Source organism: Mycolicibacterium sp. HS_4_1, from assembly GCF_054515875.1.
In genome coordinates this window covers 5404909-5424987 of the sequence record NZ_CM137261.1, presented here as the reverse complement: position 1 = coordinate 5424987, position 20079 = coordinate 5404909, and the positions used below count along the sequence as shown (strand labels likewise).

Here is a 20079-nt window from a genome sequence, read left to right as displayed (position 1 = left end):
TCTCGCGACGCTACTTCGGCGCCAGGAATCCCACCGGCCCGGAGGCGATGCACACGGACAGTGCCGAGGTATTGGCTCGCACTTGGATCGTGCCCCCGGCACCGGGGAGCCGGACGAACACCCGGTTCAGGCCGGGGTGCACGGGAACTCGCGCTTCGGGTCCCTCGGGCAGTGCGATGGTCAACGACCCGTCGCTGTTGGCCAGGTAGTTGAGTTCGGCGGTCCAGTCGGCCGGCAGCAGCGGCCCGTCGAGCGGCATGGTCACCGGCGCGTCGGTCTGCACCAGGTAGCCGCAGTGCGGTGCCGGGCCCGGAGCGATGGTCCGGGTCCACGTCACCTGGGCCGGCACCAGCTGGCCGGTCGCGGTGAGCATCTGCAAAGAGGCTGTGCTCGAAGCGAATTCAGGCCGGTTTCGCAACAGTGCGAACATGTGGCTGGCCAGATTCTCCGGCCAGGCCACGCGTTGCAGCACCAGCGGGTCGACTTCCTGATCGAGCAGCGGCACGTCGCGGGGTGCTGCGGCCAGCGCGGCCTCGACGTTCACCAGATACGAGCGGGTCGGGTTGTCGCGCCAGCTGGGCAGGAACGTCGCCCACGAGTACAGGCTGCTGGCGACGAATAGCGTTGCAGCGCAAGCGACGACGATACGTCGGCGTACAGAGTCGCCGAACCGGCTGCTGCGGTTGGGCGCGCAGAACGCGACGGCCGCAAGCAATGCCAGCACCACGACGAGGTCGGACAGGTAGCGCAACGTCTGGGCCAACTCCAGCGCGGTGAACTTCGACGACCGCATGAGATAGATCGGCACCTGGCAGGCGACGACGTAGCCCACCGCGGCCAACCAGACGGGTCCGAGCCGCCGCTTCCGCAACAGTGACACCGCGACCACAACACCCAGCACCAGCCAGCCCAGCACCATGACGACCGGCCCGGGCGTCGCCCATGGCGAAGCCGGCGCCCAGCGCTGCCAATCCCACGGCCCGCCGGCCAGCGTCGGCACCAGGCCGTGCGTGACGGACCGCGCCAGCAGCTCCCATGTCATAGCCAGGTCCAGAGTCCAGCGCTTCTGGTTGACCACCAGCAGGTAGACGCCGATCCAGCCGATCGTGATGGTCAGCAGCCCCAGCCACAGCCGCAGGCCCGCGCGCCACACGGAGACGCGGTTGCCTGTCACGTACGACAGCAGCCAGCAGACCGCGAAGGCGGTGAACGGGATCACCGCGGACTTCTCGAAGAACAGCAGCCCGCCCAGGTAGGCGAGGCAGCCGGTCCATACGTAGCGTGGATTTCCGGTGCGCACCAGCAGGACGGCATCGGCACAGACCCACGCCACGGCCGCCGCCATCGGCAGCGCGTTCAGCCCGGCCGACCACCACGCGAAGGCCGGCACGCCCAGGGGAGTGAAGAGCGCGAAGATCAGCGGCACCAGCAGCACGGGACGCCAGCCGAGGATCACCCGGAGCGCGCGCACCAACGCGAGCGATGCGACGAGTTGTAGCACCACCAGACTCAAGGCCGGCCAGAACCAGTTCAGTGGCGCCAGCCGGGTCAGGACCCCGGCGAACAGGAATCCCGCGGGCATGACGTGCCCGTCGTGGTCGTTGAAGAGAAAGTCGGGAGACAGCAGGGAGTGGGTGCCTGCCTGGCCGATCAGGATCAGGTCGTCCCAGTAGAAGTAGCCACCGAAAGCCAGGACTGCCCGCAGTATCAGCTGCAGCACCACCAGCGTGGCGGCAGTTCGGGCGACCCAGTTCACTCTTGTCGACTGTACGGGCCGCTTGGCGGCGGCCGTCGGTATGGTTGCCCCGTGCGAACACTTGTCACTGGTGCTGCCGGGTTCATCGGGTCGACGCTCGTCGACCGGCTCCTCTCCGAAGGACACGATGTCGTCGGGCTCGACGACCTCAGTAGCGGCAAGGTCGACAACCTCGCCCAAGCCGAACAGCACGAGCGATTCGAGTTCGTCAAAGCAGACATCGTCGACGCTGATCTGCACGCCATCGTGGCCGAAGAACGGCCGGAGGTGATCTTCCACCTGGCTGCGCAGATCTCGGTCGCGCGGTCGGTGACCGACGCGCCGTTCGATGCCGGCGTCAACGTCGTCGGCACCGTGCGGCTGGCCGAGGCGGCACGCAGCAACGGCGTGCGCAAGGTGGTTCACACCTCGTCGGGCGGGTCCATCTACGGTGTCCCGCCCGGTTACCCGACCAACGAGGACATGCCGGTGGATCCGTCGTCGCCGTATGCCGCGAGCAAGGTGTGCGGCGAGGTCTACCTCAACATGTTCCGCAACCTGTACGGGCTCGACTGCTCGCACATCGCGCCGGCCAACGTCTACGGCCCGCGTCAGGACCCGCACGGTGAAGCCGGTGTGGTGGCGATCTTCAGCCAGGCGCTGCTGGCCGGCCGGCCCACCAAGATTTTCGGTGACGGCACCGACACCCGCGACTACGTCTTCGTCGACGACGTGGTCGACGCCTTCGTGCGCGCCGGGGGAGAAGCGGGAGGCGGGCAGCGGTTCAACGTCGGCACCGGGGTGGAGACGTCGGTGGCGCAGCTGCACACCGCGATCGCCGCGGCCGTCGGCGTGCCCGACGCTCCTGAGTTCCACCCGCCGCGCCTGGGTGACCTGCGCCGTTCGCAGCTCGACTTCGCCCGCGCACAGCAGGTGCTGGGGTGGAGCCCCAAGGTGGCGCTGGCCGAGGGTGTCGCCCGGACTGTGGACTTTTTCCGCGCCTGAACTGCGAATATGCAGAAAAAGATTGTAAGTACTCACTTTCTGTCCTAGTCTCACGTCATGACCTACGACGTGATTGTCAAAGATGGTTTGTGGTTCGACGGCACCGGCCGCACGCCGCAACTACGCAATCTGGGTATCCGCGACGGCGTCGTCGCGACGGTGTCGGCACAGCCGCTCGATGAGGCGGGCTGCCCGGACGTCATCGACGCCAAGGGCAAGTGGGTGACGCCGGGCTTCATCGACGTCCACACCCACTACGACGCCGAGGTGCTGCTCGATCCGGGCCTGCGTGAGTCGGTCCGCCACGGCGTGACGACCGTGCTGCTCGGCATGTGTTCGCTGTCGACGGTGTACGCCGAGAATGACGACGCCGCCGACCTGTTCAGCCGCGTCGAGGCGGTGCCGCGCAAGTTCGTCGTCGGCGCGCTCGAGCAGAAGCGGAACTGGTCCGGCCCGGCCGAGTACGTGCAAACGCTCGAGGCGCTGCCGCTCGGACCCAACGTCAGCTCGCTGCTGGGCCACTCGGATCTGCGCACCTCGGTGCTGGGCCTGGACCGCGCGACGACCCCGAACGTCACCCCGACCAACGCCGAACTGGAGACCATGGCGGCGCGGCTCGAGGCGGCATTGGACGCCGGCATGCTCGGCATGTCCGGCATGGACGCGGCCATCGACAAGCTCGACGGTGACCGCTTCCGCTCCCGCGCGCTGCCGTCGACGTTCGCCACCTGGCGCGAACGCCGCCGCTTGATCAAGGTGCTGCGTAAGCGCGGCCGCATCCTGCAGAGCGCACCCAATGTCGCCAAATTGCAAGAGGCACTGAACTTCTTCCTCGAGAGCAGCGGCTGGTTCGGCCGTCGTCCCGGGGTTCGGATGAGCCTGCTGGTCTCGGCCGACGCGAAGTCGTCCCCCGCGGCCGTGTACGTGCTGGGGCCGGTGACCCGTCTGGCCAACAAGTTCCTGAACTCGAAGGTGCGCTTCCAGCACCTGCCGGTTCCGTTCGAATTGTATTCGGACGGAATCGATCTCCCGGTTTTCGAGGAGTTCGGTGCGGGCACCGCGGCGTTGCACCTGAAGGATCAGCTGGAGCGCAACAAGCTGATGGCCGACCCGGAATACCGCCGCCGCTTCCGCAAGTCGTTCGACAAGAAGGTGCTGGGCCCGACCCTGTGGCACCGCGACTTCCACGACTCGACCATCGTCGAATGCCCGGACAAGTCGTTGGTGGGCAAGAGCTTTGGCCAGATCGCCGACGAACGCGGCAGCCACCCGCTCGACGCCTTCCTGGACGTCCTGGTGGAACACGGGGAACGCAACACCCGCTGGACCACCGTCGTGGCCAACCACCGCCCCAAGCAGCTCGACAAGCTGGCCACGGAACCCTCGGTGCACATGGGCTTCTCGGATGCCGGTGCGCATCTCCGGAACATGGCGTTCTACAACTACGCGCTGCGGATGCTGCGCCGCGTGCACGACGCGGACAAGAGCGGCCGGCCGTTCATGACCACCGAGCACGCCGTGCACCGGCTGACCGGTGAGGTCGCCGAGTGGTTCGGCCTGGAGGCCGGCACTCTGCGTCAGGGTGAGCGTGCCGACTTCGTGGTGATCGACCCGGCCGGCCTCAACGCCGAACTCGAGGCGTACCACGAGAATTCGGTCGAGTTCTACGGCGGGCTGAGCCGCATGGTCAACCGCAGCGACTCCGCAGTCGTCGCGACCGGCGTCGGCGGCCAGGTGGTGTTCCGTGACGGTGAATTCGTCGAAGGCTACGGCGACACCGTGAAGTCTGGCCACTACCTGCCGGCTCACGGGGCGAAACTGCCGGTGGCGCAAGCGGTCTGACATGGCCAGAACCCAACAGCAACGCAGGGAAGAGACGCGGGCTCGGCTCCTCGACGCCGCGATCGTCACTATCGTCGAGGTCGGCTATGCCCGCGCCTCGGCGGCGGTGATCGCGCGTCGGGCCGAGGTCTCCGACGGCGCGCTGTTCAAGCATTTCGCCACCATGGGCGACTTCATGGCGGCCACCGCGCTGGAGGTCATGCGGCGGCAGCTGGAGCAGTTCAGCAAGCAGATCGCCGAAATCCCTTCGGACCGGCCCGCTCTCGAAGGGGCATTGATGGCGCTACGGGACATCAGCGGCAACGCCACCAACGCGGTGATGTACGAGCTGATGGTGGCGGCGCGCACCGACGAGAAGCTGCGCGACACGCTGCAGGGCGCACTCGTCGAGTACGGCCGCAACATCTACGAGACCGCGCAGGAGATGCCCGGCGCGGATCAGTTGCCGCCGGAACTTCTGATGCTGATCGTCGCCGTCATGGTCAACACGTTCGACGGCGCGGCGTTGATCCGTGCCGTGCTGCCGCAGCCGGAGCTCGAAGACGGCCGCATCCAGCTACTGACCACGATGTTGGGCAGCCTGGGCGTTCAGACTCAGACCTGACGGGTCGGCGGGTCGGGTGCGGGAACCCGGGCACCTTCCAAAGCCACCGCACGGGCCAGCTGCGCATAGCGCAGTTCCAGGTCCTTGAAGCGCATGTAGGCGCTGATCGTCGTGAACAGGAACGCGATCACCAGCGCATACAACAGCAGGTCCGCGCCGCGGCCGATGCCGAGCCAGTGCGCCACCACTGTGGTGTCGTTGGGCCGCAGAATCGCGTAGATGGCGCCGACCACGAAGAACACGTAGCCGACCTTCACCCAGGCCCGGGACTGCGCGTTGCGCCGGGAACTGAACAGGTAGGCCAGCAGCATTACGACCGCGCCGATCAGTAGTGCTTTTGTCCAAATCACGAGCGACTCCAGATCATCGGCGCAACCTTCCGCGCAGCAGTCCGTCGACGATGATGTTGACGCCGTTGACCAGCGGCTGACCCTTCGACATCGAATAATCGGTGTACAGGATCTGTACTGGTTGCTCGGCGACCCGCCAGCGGTTCTCCACGATCAGCGAGACGAACTCGCTGGCGTGGCTCATGCCGTTCATGGTCAGATTCAGCGCGTCGGCCACCTTCTTGTTGAAAACCCGCAGCCCGTTGTGCGCGTCGGTCAGGTGCAGCTTGCGGCTGGACGGACTGAGCTTGGCGACGATCGGCAGCAGCAGCCGCTTGAGGATCGGCATGCGGTCGGGCGGCTGGTCGGCGAACCGGGTACCGATCACGATGTCCAGGTCTTCGGTCCGCAGTCGATCGATCATCCGCACGACGTCCTTGACCCGGTGCTGGCCGTCGGCGTCGAACGTCGCGAAAATCTTTGCCCCCGGCCGAGATCGGGCGTACTCGACGCCGGTCTGGATGGCCGCGCCCTGGCCGAGATTCACCGGGTGACGCACCACGTGTGCGCCGGCGGAGAAGGCGCGGTCGCCGGTGTCGTCACGTCCGCCGTCGTCGACACAGACGACGTTGGGGAAGACGGTGCGCACATCAGCGACGACGTCGGCGATGACGCTCGCCTCGTTGTAGGCGGGGATGACGATCCAGACGTCGCGATAAAAGGACATGTTGCTGCCGAAAATACACGCTCAGCGGCGCCTGATCGCGCCCAGCGCGGCCAGGTGGACCACTATTCCGACCAGCGGACCGCACATCAACGCCACGATGGTGCGGGTCTGCAGGTCCAGGGGTAGCAGCAACAACAGCGCTGCGGCCACCGTGGCGCTCACCCAGCCCACGGCGTAGGCCCGGTGCAGCGCGGCGGCGACGGTCGCGGCGCCGGTGAGGGTCAGGAAGGCGATGGTGACCGCACCGGCCGTCAACCAGGCCAGCAGCGCACCGCTCGCGGCGTACTCGGGCCCGAATAGCGTGCGCAACAGCCACGGCCCGACCAGCCCGGCGGCCAGCACCGCCAGCCCGCCCAATCCGGCGAGCACCAGCGCCGGGGTGAGCAGGGCCCGCAGCCGCCGGTTGTCGACGAAATGCGCGATCAGATTGCCCTGCATCGCGGTCAGCGGTACCAGCAACGGGGCGCGCGTCAGCGTCACAGCCAGGATGATGACGCCGCCGGTGGCCCCGAGGTCCCGGGACGTGGCTTGCAGCAGTACGGGGAAGCCCATCACCAGGACGGCACTGGCGCCGGCGGCGGCGATCGAATGCGCCGAGCCGGTCAGGAAGGTCCGGGGTGTCCCGGGGGTGTGGATGGCCGCCGCCGACCGGGCCACGTGGGAGGCCAGCAGCAGGATCAGCCACGACATCGAGCCGGCGACGGTGGCCCACAGGTAGCCGTCCAATCCCCAGCCCAGCACGAATGCGGCGACGGCTACGGCAACCCGGATGCCCGCGTCGGTCACCATCAGCGTGCCGTACTGGGTCCAACCGTCGGCCCCGGCCAGCACGCCCAGCAGGGTGGCGTGCAGGCAGAAACCGGCCAGGCCGACGCTCAGCAGCGTCACGCTCAGGGGGGTGGACTCGACGAACACGTGAGGCGCCCACAGGGCGGCGGTGCCGGCGATCAGCAGCGCCGCGGCGACGGCCACCACTGCCGCCACCCGGATCGGCTGCAGGTGCGGTCCCGGCTGGGGCTCGGCGGCCCGTGCGATGCGGACCTCGCGGGTGGCCTCCTGCAGTAGCCCGTTGGCCGCGCCGGTGAACAACCCGAAGGCGCCCCAGAAGACGCTGAACACCGAGAAGCCTGCGGGGGCCAGATCGCGCGCGGCGAGATACAGGATCGCGTAGCCGCAGAGCGCGCTGAGCACCGTCGCGACTGCGACCCTCGCCACACTGCTGGGGTTCACAGCGCCGGCAGCTCCGTCGTGTAGAGCCACGCGGTCCACAGTCCGCGCAGGGACTGGTCGGTGTAATTCGCGGCCAGGCCGGTGAAGTCGTCGGTCACGGCCGTCGAGTGCCGGTACCGGGTGGTCCAATCGCGCAGTAGTGCAAAGAAATTCGCGTCGCCGATGGCGCGCCGCAGGGCGTGCAGCGTCAGCGCGCCGCGCTTGTACACGCGATCGTCGAACATGTCCTCAGGTCCGGGATCGGCCAGCAGCAGGTTCTGCGGCAGGTTGCGGAGCTTCTGCAGATTGTGCGCGGCCAGTTGGTCGGCGGTGCGCCAGCCCGACTCCTCGGCCCACAACCATTCGGCGTAACAGGCGAATCCTTCGTGCAGCCAGATGTCCCGCCAGCGGCGCACCGTCACCGAATTGCCGAACCACTGGTGCGCCATCTCGTGCGCGATCAGTCGCTCGGCGCCGCGGCGGCCGTCGCAATGGTTGGCGCCGAAGATCGAGATGCCTTGCGCCTCGAGAGGTATCTCCAGCTCATCGTCGGTGACCACCACGGTGTAGCCGCTCGACAGCGGATACGGCCCGAACAGCCGGGTGAACAGCTGCATCATCCGGGGCTGGCGGCCGAAGTCGTATTCGAAGTTGCGGATCAGCCGCTGTGGCAGGGCCGCGGACATCGGCACCCCAGATTTGGACAGCCGGATCGACTCGTACCGGCCGATCTGCAGCGTGATGAGGTAGGTCGACGTCGGTTCGGCGAGTTCGTACACCCAGATGGTCTGGGCCGCACGGGTTTTACGGCTCACCAGCTCGCCGTTGGCGACAACCCGGTACGGACTGTCGGTGCTGACCGCGATGCGGTAGCTGGCCTTGCTGCTGGGATGGTCGTCGCACGGGAACCAGGACGCCGCGCCGTTGGGCTGTCCGGCGACCAGTGCCCCCTCCGTCAGTTCCTCGAAACCGACTGTGCCCCATATGGATTTGATCGGGCGCGGATTGCCGCCGTAGCGCACCGTCACCTTCATCGCGGCCCCGGCGGGCAACGCATTGGGCAGGGTGATGTGCAGCTTGCCGTTGACGGTGCGGTACTTGGCCGGGCGCCGGCCGTTGACCTCGACCTTGGCCACCGACAGGGCATCGGACAGATCCAGGGTGAACCAGTGGAGCGACGCCAGGGTGACCGCGGTGATGCTGGCGATGCCCGTCAGGCGGTTGCTCTCCACCCGGTATTCGAGGCTCAGTTCGTAGCGGGACACCCGGTACCCGAAGTTGCCGTTGTTCGGCAGATACGGATCGATCACCGGCGCAAGATCTTTGCGGTCCTTCTTGTTCGCCGGGCTCACGCGGCCTGCGCCTTTTGTCGATTGCCGGACTTGCGCTTCTTACCGACCCACGGGGCAATCGGATTGCCCTGCCAGCGAGTCGAGGCCGGCACCGCGTCGCCGCGCATCACCAGTGAGGCCGGGCCGACTGTCGCGCCGGCACCGATGCTGGCCGCGGGCAGCGCCACGCAGTGAGTGCCAAGGGTGGCGCCCGCTTCCAGCACCACGGTGTCCAACTGCATGATGCGGTCGTGGAACAGATGGGTCTGCACGACGCAGCCCCGGTTCACCGTCGCGCCCCGGCCCAGCGTCACCAGGTCCGCCTCTGGCAGCCAATAGGTTTCGCACCACACGCCGCGGCCGATCGCGGCGCCGAGGGCCCGCAGCCACAAGTTCATCACCGGGGTGCCGCTGGCAGCCCGAGCGAACCACGGCGCCGCGACCGTCTCGACGAACGTGTCGGATACCTCGTTCCACCACACGAACGGTGACCACAGCGGATGCTCGACGGCCCGGATGCGCCCGACCATCAGCCATTTCGCCACCACCGCGATGGCCCCGGCGATGGCACCCGCGTTCAGCAGTACCAGTCCGGCGCCCAATGACGTCCACAGCCAACCGAATTCGCCGCTGAGGGCCTGCAGGACGCCGAGCACCGCCACCCCGATGCCGAACGACACCATCGCCGGGATGATGCGCAGCGTCTCGACCGTCGACCGCATGATCTTCAGCCGCAGCGACGGGTGGAAGGTGCGCAGAGCGTCCGCCTCGGTTGGCTGGCGGCGCAGCCGGATCGGCGGGCTGCCCAGCCACGACGACCCAGCCTTGGCCTTGTACGGGGTCGCCGACAGCACGGCCACGAGTCCGTCGTCGGGGACCCGGCGACCGGGTTGCGTGATGCCGGAGTTGCCCAGGAACGCACGCCGCCCGACGGTCGCCTTCGCCACGTGGATCCAGCCACCGCCGAGTTCGTATGACGCCACCATGGTGTCGTCGGCCAGGAAGGCGCCATCGTGCACCTCGGTGAACTTCGGCGTCAGCAGCGCCGTCGAAATCTCGGTGTCCTTACCGACTTTCGCGCCAAGGATCCGCAGCCACCACGGCGTCAGCAGGCTGGCGTAGATCGGGAACAGGTAGTTGCGGGCGGCGTCCATCAGCCGCTCGGTGGCCCACAGCTGCCAGCCCACGCGGCTGCGCACGGGGTGATATCCCTCGGTCAGGCCGAGGGCCAGCAGACGCACCCCGATCACGGTCAGCACGGCGTACACCGCCATGGCGACCACCGCGGCGACTGGCGTCCACAACGCGACCGGCAGGATCGCCTCTCGCAGTGAATGGGTATGGCGCACCGGCAGGATCAGCACCGCGAGCCCGGCGGCGAGGGCCAGGATCGGCAACCCGCCCAGCAGCACCGACGTCAGCCCGTACATGGCCACCCAGATCGGCGCGCGGCCCGGCCGCTCGTCGGGCCACGGGTGGTGGGCCTTGCCGGACTTCACCGCCGGTGAACCCTTCCAGTACTGCCCGGCCTTGACCTTGCCGATCACGCCGGAACCCGGTGCGACGTCGGCGTTCTTGCCCACCACGGCACCCGGCAGCAGCGTGGTCCGGGCCCCGATGGTGGCGTCGTTGCCGATGCTGATGGGTCCGACGTGGAAGAGGTCGCCGTCGATCCAGTGCCCGGTGAGGTCGACTTCTGGTTCGACCGAGCAGCGGTCACCGAGGGTGAGCATGCCGGTGACCGGCGGGGCCGAGTGCAGGTCGACGCCGTCGCCGACCCGGTTGCCCAGCGCCCGGGCGTAGTACACCAACCATGGTGCGCCGGCCTGGTTTTCGGCGCCGCTGGCCTCGCCGAGGCGTTCGGCGAGCCACACCCGCAGGTGCTCGGAGCCGCCGCGTTTGTAGGTGCCCGGTTCCAGTCCGGACAGCAGGGCCCGGGCGCAGAACACGGCGATGCCCATGCGGCCGATGGGCGTGACGAACACCAGGAATCCGATCAGGATCACCCACCAGTTCACGGTGTGGGCCCAGGGCAGCAGGTGCAGCGCGGCAGCGGCGTTGTTCAGCAGCGCCAGCCAGACCACCCACTGCATGCCGGCCAGGGTGGCGAGTGGGACCGCTGCGAGCGACTGGATCAACTGGGTCGTCAGTGGAACAGGTGTGACGCTTCGGGTTTCGACCGCCGGTGGCGGGTCGAGTTCGTCGAGGTACCCGGCCAGTGAGCCGAGGCGCGGGTGGTCGTAAAGGTCGGCGACGGTGACCTGCGGGTACTTCTGGCGCAGCAGTGAGACGAGTTGCGCCGCGGACAACGAGCCGCCGCCGAGGGCGAAGAAGTCGGCGCCGGGGCCGTCGATGGGGGAGGCCAGGACGTCGCGCCACAGTCCGGCGAGCCAGCCCATGGTGCCGTCCAGGTCGGGGCTGTCGTCGCCCGCTGAGTCGACGGGCCAGGGCAGCGCGTTGCGGTCGACCTTTCCGGATGTGCGCGTGGGCAATTCGTCGACCAGCACGAGACGCGGCACCAGCGCGGCGGGCAACGACTGTGCCAGTTCCTTGCGGGCCTTCGCGACGTCGAATTCAGGGTCTGCGCTGGCGATGTACCCCACCAGCAGGGGAGTGCCGGTGGCCGTCTTGCGCACCGCGGCGGCGCCGCCGCTCACGCCGGGCAGGTTGACGAGCGCGGCGTCGACCTCGCCGAGTTCGATGCGGCGGCCGCCGACCTTGACCTGATCGTCGGCGCGGCCCTGGAAGTACAAACCGTCCGCCTCGAGCCGGACCAGGTCACCGCTGCGATACGCGCGGCCCCAGCCGAGGGACTCCATCGGGGCGTACTTCTCGGCGTCCTTCTCCGGGTCCAGGTAGCGGGCCAGACCGACGCCGCCGATCACCAGCTCACCGACATCGCCCAAGGAGACCGGCTGACCCTCCGCGTCCACGACCGCGAGGTCCCAGCCAGGCAGGGGCAGCCCGATGCTGACCGGGCCACCACCGAGCGGCGCCAGGCAGGCGACGACGGTGGCCTCTGTGGGTCCGTAGGTGTTCCACACCTCGCGGCCCTCGACGGCCAGGCGCTCGGCGAGCTCGGGCGGGCAGGCTTCGCCGCCGAAGATCAGCAGGCGCACCGCCTCCAGCGCCTCGGCCGGCCACAAGGATGCCAGCGTGGGGACCGTCGAGACGACGGTGATGTCGCGGGAGACGAGCCAGGGGCCCAGGTCCATGCCACTGCGTACCAGCGAGCGCGGGGCCGGGACGAGGCAGGCGCCGTGGCGCCAGGCCAGCCACATCTCCTCACAGGAGGCGTCGAACGCAACCGACAGACCGGCCAGCACGCGGTCGCCCGGGCCCAGCGGGTTGTCCCTCAGGAAGATCTCGGCCTCGGCGTCGACGAACGCTGCGGCGTTGCGGTGTGTGACCGCCACACCCTTCGGGGTACCGGTGGAGCCGGACGTGAAGATGATCCAGGCGTCGTCGCGGGTCAGTGGCTGGCCGGCCAGCCAGCCTCGAGTCGAGCCGGGCCCGCGGACGAGGCCGGCTTCGGTGATGATGCCGACGACGCCGGCTTCACCGAAGACCAGCGCGGCACGTTCCTCGGGATCGTCGGCGTCGACTGGGACGTAGGCCGCGCCGGTTGCGAGGGTCGCCAGAATCGACACGTAGAGCGCGTAGCTGCCGGACGGCATGCGGATGCCGATGCGGTCACCGCGGCCGATTCCCCGGGCGGCCAGCCAGGTCACGCTTTCCTGGACGTCGGCGATCAGCTCGGCGTAGGTGAGCTGGACGGTGCCGTCATCGATCGCAGGCGCATCGGGATATTGCTCGGCCGTGGCGTAGAGGATGTCGATGAGGGTCCGAGCCTGCGGTGCGTCTGCTGAACGCACGTACTGCGGGGGGATCTCCTGATGCACGGGTACAAACTACTAAGGCTTGGCGAACGCTTCCCGGCGGCGGGCACGCCGTGGCGGCTTCGTTACCAGTTGTTGTAGCCGCCCTCAGGTCCGAGCATGCGCTCCAGCCGGGTCCGGTTGATCCGGGCCAGCTCGTTGCGGACGACCTTGCGCTCGGTCTCGTGGTCGTTGTGCATGCGGTCGGCCATGTGGTTCAGCACTTCCTCTGCGCTCATTGCTCCGACGAACATCACGAAGTCGAAGCCGAAGTGATCGCGATACGTGGACGCATTCATCGTCAGCGTTGCCATCAGGCCGGGGTCACGGTCGCACACCGCGCACTGTTCGAACTGCGATCGGACGCTGCCGGGCCGGCGCCCGACCTGCGGGTAGGCCTGAAGAATCTCGTCCACCGAGGCATCGCTGAGGGCGAAGAGGAGGTCGTCGGCGCGCCGGAAGAGGTGGTCGTGGTCGGTGTAGTCCCGTCCATCGGCGAGGCTGCCGGCCAGCGGCACGCTGTAGCAGCATTCGTACACTGCGTGCACCGCCCGCTGCTTCGGCATGGCGTTGAACGCGTCGAGACCGATTCCCTGATGCATCAACACATAGACATAGTCGAACTCGCAGGGTACAAGCAGATTTCCCCGTGTTACAGCGGGGCAAATTCGTGTATCAGGGGTCCTGGCGCGCATCAGATTTGCCGCGTAGCATAGAACGTATGTTCGAAGATTTGATGGAGATTCGTCCCGATGCCGGGGAGGCGGCACTGCGGGATCAGCTCGTTGAACTCGAACGGCTCAAAGGTCTGGTCGCCGCGCAGCAGGTGCGTGTGACCGCGGTGTGGGACGCGATTCGGCAGGCCGACGGTAAGGCGTCTCGGCGGGGTCTGGGGACCGAGATCGGGCTGGCTCGGCGCCAATCGCCCTATCAGGGCAAGCAGTACCTGGCCACGGTTCGGATGCTGACTGGTGGCATGCCGCACACCCTGGCCGCGCTCGAATCCGGGGCACTCTCGGAATGGCGGGCCGGGTTGATCTGCCGCGAAGCGGCCTGCCTATCGCCAGCTGATCGAGCGAAGTTGGATGCCCAGATGTGCGCCGAGCCCGGAGATCTGGATGGGCTGGGCGACAAGAAGATCACGGCCCGGGCAAAGCGCATCGCCTATCGGCTCGACCGGGAAGCCGTACTGGACAAGATTCGGCAGGCCCCGAGTGGGCGGCGGGCGACCATCCGACCCGCTCCCGATGGGATGGCGTACCTGACGGTGGTTCTGCCGGTGGTCGAGGCCTACGAGACGTATGGGGCGTTGAAGGCCGCCGCCGGCGAGGCCGCACGCGATGGCCGCGCCGACGGGCGGACCTGCAGTCAGATCATGGCCGACACCGTGGTCGAACGTGTCACGGGTCGAAACCCACTCACCGTGCCGGCGTCGGTGGCGGTCAACCTCGTGCTCTCTGACGACACCCTGCTCGCCGGCGGCTCCGAACCGGCGCGCCTGGAGGGCTATGGTCCTATCCCCGCGGTCCTGGCTCGTCAACTGATCGAACGAGCGGTTCTCGACGAGCAGGCCGAAGCGTCGTTGCGGCGGCTCTACGCCCAGCCCGCCACCGGCAATCTGGTCGCGATGGAGTCGAAATCGCGAACCTTCCCCAAGGGGCTGGCCCGGTTCATCGCCATGCGCGACCAAACCTGCCGTACGCCGTACTGCAACGCCCCGATTCGGCACCTCGACCACGTCACCCCGCACGTGACGGACGGGCCCACCGCTGCCCACAACGGGCAAGGCCTCTGCGAGCACTGCAACTACGTCAAAGAAGAACCCGGTTGGCACGCTCGTACCACCTACGACCGGTACGGGCGGCACACCACCGAACTGACCACCCCGACCGGTGCGGTCTACACCTCGACTGCGCCACCGATGCCAAACGGATTGCAGGTACTGACGCGCAGAGTTCATCTCGCGATCATCGACAAAGGATCGCGCCCGCGGGTTCTGCGTGACTAGCGTGGTGCGAATCCGCACCGCCGGAATGTCTTTCAGCGTAACTGCGCCATCGCGAAAGCGCTTGTTGCTCAATCGAAGTGACCTGGTGATCGACGCCCGACGGTCGCGCCGCAGGCCTCGACCCGCCGCGACCAATGCCGGGACGGTGTGGACACCGATGGCGCCCGTCCCGCCGGTGACGAACACCCGCATCAGCGGAACGTCACCGGCAAGGTCTGTGGCCCCCGAATGGCCGGGGTATCGCGCCACGCGACAGGACCGCTGATAACAGGTTGGCGGGCAAGGACTTCCCGCAGTGCGACGGTCAGCTCCAGCTGGGCCAAGGCCGAACCCAGGCAGTAGTGGGCCCCGTAGCCGAAGGCCAGGGGAGCGGGGCCGGTGCGTCCCAACCGGAAGTGGTCTGGCTCGTCGAACACCGACGGGTCGCGGTTGGCGGCAGCCACCACGACGACCACGCTGTCTCCGGCGGCGATGTCGGCCCCGGCCAGTCGGTGGTTCTCGGTGGCGGTGCGCACCGTCGACTGCACGGGGCCGTCGAGCCGCAACAGCTCGGTGATCACCGCTCCGTCGACGGCGTCGACCCGCTCGTTCACCAGTCGAATCAGTCCTGCACCAAGGAGATTCGCCGTGGTCTCGTGCCCGGCGACCGCGATCAGGATGGCCGTCACCACGACGTCATCGAGAGACAGGTCGGGATCGGTGGCGATGAAGCTGAACAGATCGTCGCCGGGATGGGCCCGTCGGTCGGCGGCGAGCGGCAGGAACTCCGCCATCAATGCGGCGGCGGCACCGAACCCCTCGGCCACCTCCACGGGATCGGCCAGGGTGCCCAGCATGCGGATGATCGACGGGGACAGCTCACGCAGCGACGCCGCGTGGCCCGGATCGAGGTCCAGCCATTCGCCGACCACCGCGATCGGCAGCGGCAGGGCGATCTGCGACATGAAATCGAACGGCTCACCGGCGGGCGCCTGTGCGATGACCTCGGCGGCAATCGTCTCCACACCCTCTGTCAATCCGGCAATCGTGCTGCGCGTGAAGGCGTCCCGGACCGCGCCGCGCAGCCGGTCGTGGTCGGCGCCGTCGGTGAAAAGCATCGAGGCCTTGGCGAATTCCGGCGCCATCATGGTCATGGATGCGCGTGCCACCGGGTTGGCCAGTGGATCGCTGGTCCAGCCGGACCCGCCGAGTACCGTCCGGGCCGCCTCGTAGCCGAGCACCAGCCAACCTTGGGCGACGTTGTCCCACACGACATCTCCGTCGCGCCGCCGGGTCTCGTAGAACGGGTAGGGATCGGCGGCATCCCAAGGCAGCCGTGCCGCTGCGACATCGCTAGTTGACATGATCATCCGTCCCATGCGGCAGTTCGCGGCGCTGCACCCACGCCTCGTGTTCCAGCCCCTGCGCACTGACGGGCGGGGCGACGCCGTCCATTTCGTCCAGCATCCCGCGGGCGTGGAAGGTGGCGTTCAGCGCGGTGAAGATCGCGTTCATGGACAGGTTGAGGCGCGAGAAGAACACGAAATCGGCCGGCACCGTGATGTGCCGCATGGGGTGGTCGGCCTCGCGGACGTCCAGCATCGAGGCGATGGCGCGCCGTGACGCCTCGTCGGTGTACGTCACCGGCTGGGGCGCCAGGATCTCGTAGATGATGCCTTCCCACCAGCGGTAGGCGTCGTCCGCGGACAGCACGGAATCGGCTGCGAAGAAACCGCTTTCGACCATGTTCGACCGCAGATCGTCGCGGCGCCCTTCGACTGCGCAGCGCATCAGGTTCACGATGCGGCGGCGCTGGTCTTCGGGAAGCACTTTCGCGCAGCCGAAGTCGACGAATCCGACGGTGCCGTCGAGGCCGAATCGGTAGTTACCCGGGTGTGGGTCGGCATGGAAGAGGTGGCCGTGCCGATAGGAGCCGGTGACGAAACGCGCGATCACCTCGGACCAGGTGTCCTTGGTGGCCTGGTCGGCGTCTTGTGCTGCGGCCCAGTCCAATCCATCGAGATACGTCATGGTCAGGACGCGGTCACCGGACGCCTCGCTGACCAGCTCGGGCACGCGGATGTACGGGTGATCGCGCCACAGCTCGCTGAACGCGGTGATGTGAGCGGCTTCCCGGCGATAATCGATCTCCTCGGAGATGCGTTCGGAAATCTCGGCGGCGATGGGTGCGACGTCCGGCAGTATGGTGCCGAACGTGCTCGCCGCACCAGCTGCGAACCGGAACATGGTCGCCAGCAGTTCGGTGTTTGACAGGTCATCGCGAATGGCTTGTGCCACACCGGGATACTGGATCTTGACCGCGACGTCGCGACCGTCGTGCAGGACGGCTCGGTGGACCTGTCCGATGGACGCCGCTGCGACCGGTTCGTCGGAGAACGACGCGAATACCGCGGAGATCGGCCGCCCAAGATCGTCCTCGGCGACCTGCCGGGCCAGGTCCGCGTCCATCGGCGGCGCGTCGGCCTGCAGCCGGGTCAGCGCTCGCTGGTACGGCGAGAGTTCACCGGCGCCAATGGCATTGGCGTCGACCATGGACACCAACTGGCCGGCCTTCATCAACACGCCCTTGGAGTGGCCGAGCAATTCGGCGTACTGCTCGGCCGTGCGCTCGTGAAACCGTTCGACGGCGCCGGTGTTTCCGGCCTTCTCGCGCAGGGCCGCGACCATTCGTCCACCCGCGGCGCGTGCGGTGAAGCCGGCGACCGGCATGGTGCGGCGGATACGTCCGCGCGGCACATTCCCGGTCATTTCGCCTCCCAGCGTTGTATGGTGACCTAGTATGAAATATATGACCCTTCTTATATGAGGTCAATGGCGGGGAGTCGGCGGTGGAGACATCAACCAAGGAACGGCTGGTCACCGAGGCCATGCGGCTGTTCGGTGAGCAGGGCTACAAAGCCACCAGCATCACCCAGATCGAGAAAGCGGCCGGTCTCGTGCCCGGCTGCGGCGCCCTCTACAACCACTTCAAGACCAAAGAGGCCCTGCTCGCGGCCGGGATCGACCGGCAGCTGGACCGGCGCCGCGCGATGCACGACATCAGCGCGCTGTTCGCCGGCGAAGGAGAGCTGCGGACGGAACTCACACTGCTCGGCCGGTACGTGCTGAGCGTGCTGAACCAGGAAAGCCAGTTCCTGCAGGTCGCGGCCCGCACGCCGGCTGATCAGTCGGACCGGCCAGGCGCCGCCTACGCCGCATTGGTCGACGGCCTCTACAGCGAACTGGCGGACTGGATCGGCGGCTGTGCCCCCGGCCTCGACCCGGCCGAGGCCCGGCGGATCGCGGTGGTCGGGGTCAACGCGCTGCTGGGCAAGCAGGCGACGCGCGTCGTTTTTCATGCTCCGCAGTCGGATACGCCTGACGAGGAGTACATCGCGGACTGGACCGCGATGCTGGCGGGCCGGATCGAAGCGGCGCGCTGACCCCGCATCAATGCGGCAGCGTAACCGGCGGGAAGTACTGGCCTTCGGCGGTGCGGTGCCACCACACGCGCTCCTGCCAGAACTCGCGGGGGGTGGTGTAGCGGTAACGATACGTCTGTGCGCGCACGTAGCGGGGCGGTGATTCCGGGAAAGGATTGTGCCGCAGCAGCTTCAGCGTTTCCGCGTCGCCCCGTACCAACCGCTCCAGGAGGCCGGCGAACCACTGGCGCCCGTAGGTCGGTGAGATGGCGGCGAACCACATCATCCAGTCGAGACGCAGATGGTAGGGCGCCCACTGGCGCGGCAAGCGGCCGACGGCGCCGGGCTTGCCTTTGAACTCGTATTCCTGCCATACCGTCTGATCGGTGATCTCGGGTTCGTCGGTGCCCTCGATCACCACCTCCCGCCGGATGCGGCCGATCGAGCCGAATGCGCCGTACGTATTTACCAGGTGCAGCGGGTTGAACGAGGCGTTCATGCGCTGCCCCGGCGAGATCAGATTTCGCGCCGGCCAATAGCTCAACACCACGACCAGCACACCGAACGCGATGACGAGCGCCATGAACCAGGGCGGGGCTGCCGGCTGCATGGCCGGTGCCGGCACCGGCCCGGCTATCGCGCTGAAGGCCAGCACCATCGTCAGCCAATTCAGCCAGGCGTAGTTGCCGGAGATCACGAGCCACAGCTGGGTGATCACCACGATGCCGCCCGCGACAGTGGCCACGGGCTGCGGCGCGAACAATCCGAACGGAACCAGGAGTTGGGTGACGTGGTTGACCGCCACCTCGACCCGGTGCAGAGGCCTGGGCAGGTGATGGAAGAACCAGCTCAGCGGGCCCGGCATGGGCTGGGTCTCGTGGTGGTAGTAGAGGCACGTCAGGTCGCGCCAGCAGCGGTCCCCGCGCAGTTTGATCAGCCCCGCACCGAACTCGGTGCGGAAAACCAGCCACCGCGCGAGCCAGATCACCAGCACCGGCGGCGCGATGGTGTCGTTTCCGAGGAACATCGCCAGAAACCCGGCCTCCAGCAGCAGGGACTCCCAGCCGAAGGCATACCACCGCTGCCCGACGTTGACGATCGACAGATACAGCACCCACAGCAGTAGCCACCCGAACATCGCCGCCCACAGCGGCACGAGATCGGCGGCGCCCACGACCAGCGCAAGACTGAGCGCCGCACCGCACCAGGCGACGGTCGCGAAGAACCTATCGGAGTAGTGCCAATGGAAGATGCTGGGCGCCTGCCGGAATGACACCGCGGCGAGATAGCGCGGAATCGGCAGCATGCCGTGTTCGCCGAGCAATGCGCGGAATTGCCTTGCGGCGCAAATGAACGCAATCAGGTAGACGCCGGCGATGCCGCGCTCCAGCACCAGCCGGCTGAACGAGTATTCGGGCGCTGAGAACCATTCCATCTGGAGTCCTGACCCCGCTGTACCTCTTTCAGGGTACGGCGGGCGACAGGGCTCCGCGGGTCAGTGCTCTTGTTCTTCGAATCGGGCGATCGAGCGGGCCAGCTCTTCTTCGGCCTCTTTGCGGCCGACCCAGTCTGCGGCCTTGACGAACTTGCCCGGTTCCAGGTCCTTGTAGTGCACGAAGAAGTGCTTGATGGCGTCCAGCTCGAACTGCGAGATATCGCTGACGTCCTGGATGTGGTCCCAGCGCGGGTCACCGGCGGGCACGCACAGCAGCTTGTCGTCGCCGCCGGCCTCGTCGGTCATCTTGAACATGGCGACCGGGCGGGCGTCGACGATGCAGCCCGGGAAGACCGACTCGGTGAGCAGCACCAGCGCGTCCAGCGGGTCGCCGTCCTCGCCGAGGGTGTTCTCGAAGAACCCGTAGTCGGTGGGGTAGCCCATGGGGGTGAACAGGTAGCGGTCGAGCTTCACTCGGCCGGTCTCGTGGTCCACTTCGTACTTGTTGCGCGAACCCTTGGGGATCTCGATGACGACTTCGTGCTCCACCGGGAGGCTCCTTAGCTCTGTGCTGA

16 protein-coding genes are annotated in these 20079 nt (G+C 67.6%); 5 read left to right on the top strand and 11 right to left on the bottom strand.

Going from position 1 to position 20079, the window contains the following annotated elements; genetic code table 11:
* Positions 1–10: 10 nt before the first annotated feature.
* Positions 11–1756 (bottom strand): hypothetical protein, encoded by a 1746-nt coding sequence (locus ACX12F_RS26285; RefSeq protein ID WP_459367182.1) that lies wholly within the window; start codon positions 1754–1756, stop codon positions 11–13.
* 51 nt (positions 1757–1807) lie between these two features.
* Between ACX12F_RS26285 and ACX12F_RS26280 the strand changes: the two genes are divergently transcribed.
* Genes ACX12F_RS26280 through ACX12F_RS26270 form a run of 3 tightly spaced genes read left to right on the top strand, consistent with a single transcriptional unit; the run spans position 1808 to position 5186 of the window.
* Positions 1808–2740, top strand: a complete 933-nt coding sequence (locus ACX12F_RS26280; protein WP_459367181.1) for an NAD-dependent epimerase/dehydratase family protein — start codon at positions 1808–1810, stop codon at positions 2738–2740.
* 57 nt (positions 2741–2797) lie between these two features.
* A complete protein-coding gene (locus ACX12F_RS26275) occupies positions 2798–4582 on the top strand; it encodes an N-acyl-D-amino-acid deacylase family protein (RefSeq protein ID WP_459367180.1) in 1785 nt (594 codons plus the stop codon).
* A 1-nt stretch (position 4583) separates the two neighbouring features.
* Complete coding sequence (locus ACX12F_RS26270; RefSeq protein ID WP_459367179.1) at positions 4584–5186, top strand: TetR/AcrR family transcriptional regulator; 603 nt, start codon at positions 4584–4586, stop codon at positions 5184–5186.
* Here the strand turns inward: ACX12F_RS26270 and ACX12F_RS26265 are convergent.
* From ACX12F_RS26265 to ACX12F_RS26240, 6 genes are all read right to left on the bottom strand, one after another.
* Positions 5177–5497 (bottom strand): DUF2304 domain-containing protein, encoded by a 321-nt coding sequence (locus tag ACX12F_RS26265; protein WP_459370518.1) that lies wholly within the window; start codon positions 5495–5497, stop codon positions 5177–5179. The two genes, ACX12F_RS26270 and ACX12F_RS26265, sit on opposite strands and share 10 nt — an antisense overlap.
* Before the next feature lie 52 nt (positions 5498–5549).
* The gene (locus ACX12F_RS26260; RefSeq protein WP_459367178.1) at positions 5550–6242 is read right to left on the bottom strand and encodes a polyprenyl-phospho-N-acetylgalactosaminyl synthase PpgS; all 693 of its coding nucleotides are present in this window, start codon (positions 6240–6242) and stop codon (positions 5550–5552) included.
* 21 nt (positions 6243–6263) lie between these two features.
* Positions 6264–7472, bottom strand: a complete 1209-nt coding sequence (locus ACX12F_RS26255; RefSeq protein ID WP_459370517.1) for a polysaccharide biosynthesis protein — start codon at positions 7470–7472, stop codon at positions 6264–6266.
* The gene (locus ACX12F_RS26250; protein ID WP_459367177.1) at positions 7469–8803 is read right to left on the bottom strand and encodes a M1 family metallopeptidase; all 1335 of its coding nucleotides are present in this window, start codon (positions 8801–8803) and stop codon (positions 7469–7471) included. Before ACX12F_RS26250 ends, ACX12F_RS26255 begins: the two co-directional genes overlap by 4 nt.
* Positions 8800–12684, bottom strand: coding sequence for a Pls/PosA family non-ribosomal peptide synthetase (locus ACX12F_RS26245; protein WP_459367176.1), 3885 nt, complete (start codon positions 12682–12684; stop codon positions 8800–8802). The genes ACX12F_RS26250 and ACX12F_RS26245 overlap by 4 nt, the downstream gene beginning before the upstream one ends.
* Before the next feature lie 62 nt (positions 12685–12746).
* Positions 12747–13262, bottom strand: coding sequence for a 2-oxo-4-hydroxy-4-carboxy-5-ureidoimidazoline decarboxylase (locus ACX12F_RS26240; RefSeq protein WP_459367175.1), 516 nt, complete (start codon positions 13260–13262; stop codon positions 12747–12749).
* Between the two features lie 119 nt (positions 13263–13381).
* Between ACX12F_RS26240 and ACX12F_RS26235 the strand changes: the two genes are divergently transcribed.
* Positions 13382–14668 (top strand): HNH endonuclease, encoded by a 1287-nt coding sequence (locus ACX12F_RS26235; protein WP_459367174.1) that lies wholly within the window; start codon positions 13382–13384, stop codon positions 14666–14668.
* Between the two features lie 191 nt (positions 14669–14859).
* Here the strand turns inward: ACX12F_RS26235 and ACX12F_RS26230 are convergent, their stop codons facing one another.
* Together ACX12F_RS26230 and ACX12F_RS26225 are read right to left on the bottom strand one after the other, a co-directional pair.
* Positions 14860–16011: a cytochrome P450 gene (locus tag ACX12F_RS26230; protein WP_459367173.1), complete on the bottom strand. Its 1152-nt coding sequence runs from the start codon at positions 16009–16011 to the stop codon at positions 14860–14862.
* Complete coding sequence (locus ACX12F_RS26225; protein ID WP_459367172.1) at positions 16001–17416, bottom strand: ABC1 kinase family protein; 1416 nt, start codon at positions 17414–17416, stop codon at positions 16001–16003. Before ACX12F_RS26225 ends, ACX12F_RS26230 begins: the two co-directional genes overlap by 11 nt.
* A 119-nt stretch (positions 17417–17535) precedes the next feature.
* Here ACX12F_RS26225 and ACX12F_RS26220 point away from each other — a divergent pair, with 119 nt between their 5' ends.
* Complete coding sequence (locus tag ACX12F_RS26220; protein ID WP_138232874.1) at positions 17536–18090, top strand: TetR/AcrR family transcriptional regulator; 555 nt, start codon at positions 17536–17538, stop codon at positions 18088–18090.
* 7 nt (positions 18091–18097) lie between these two features.
* Here the strand turns inward: ACX12F_RS26220 and ACX12F_RS26215 are convergent, their stop codons facing one another.
* Complete coding sequence (locus ACX12F_RS26215) at positions 18098–19504, bottom strand: lipase maturation factor family protein (RefSeq protein ID WP_459367171.1); 1407 nt, start codon at positions 19502–19504, stop codon at positions 18098–18100.
* Positions 19505–19564: 60 nt separating this feature from the next.
* A complete protein-coding gene (locus ACX12F_RS26210) occupies positions 19565–20053 on the bottom strand; it encodes an inorganic diphosphatase (RefSeq protein ID WP_138232843.1) in 489 nt (162 codons plus the stop codon).
* Positions 20054–20079 lie beyond the last annotated feature (26 nt).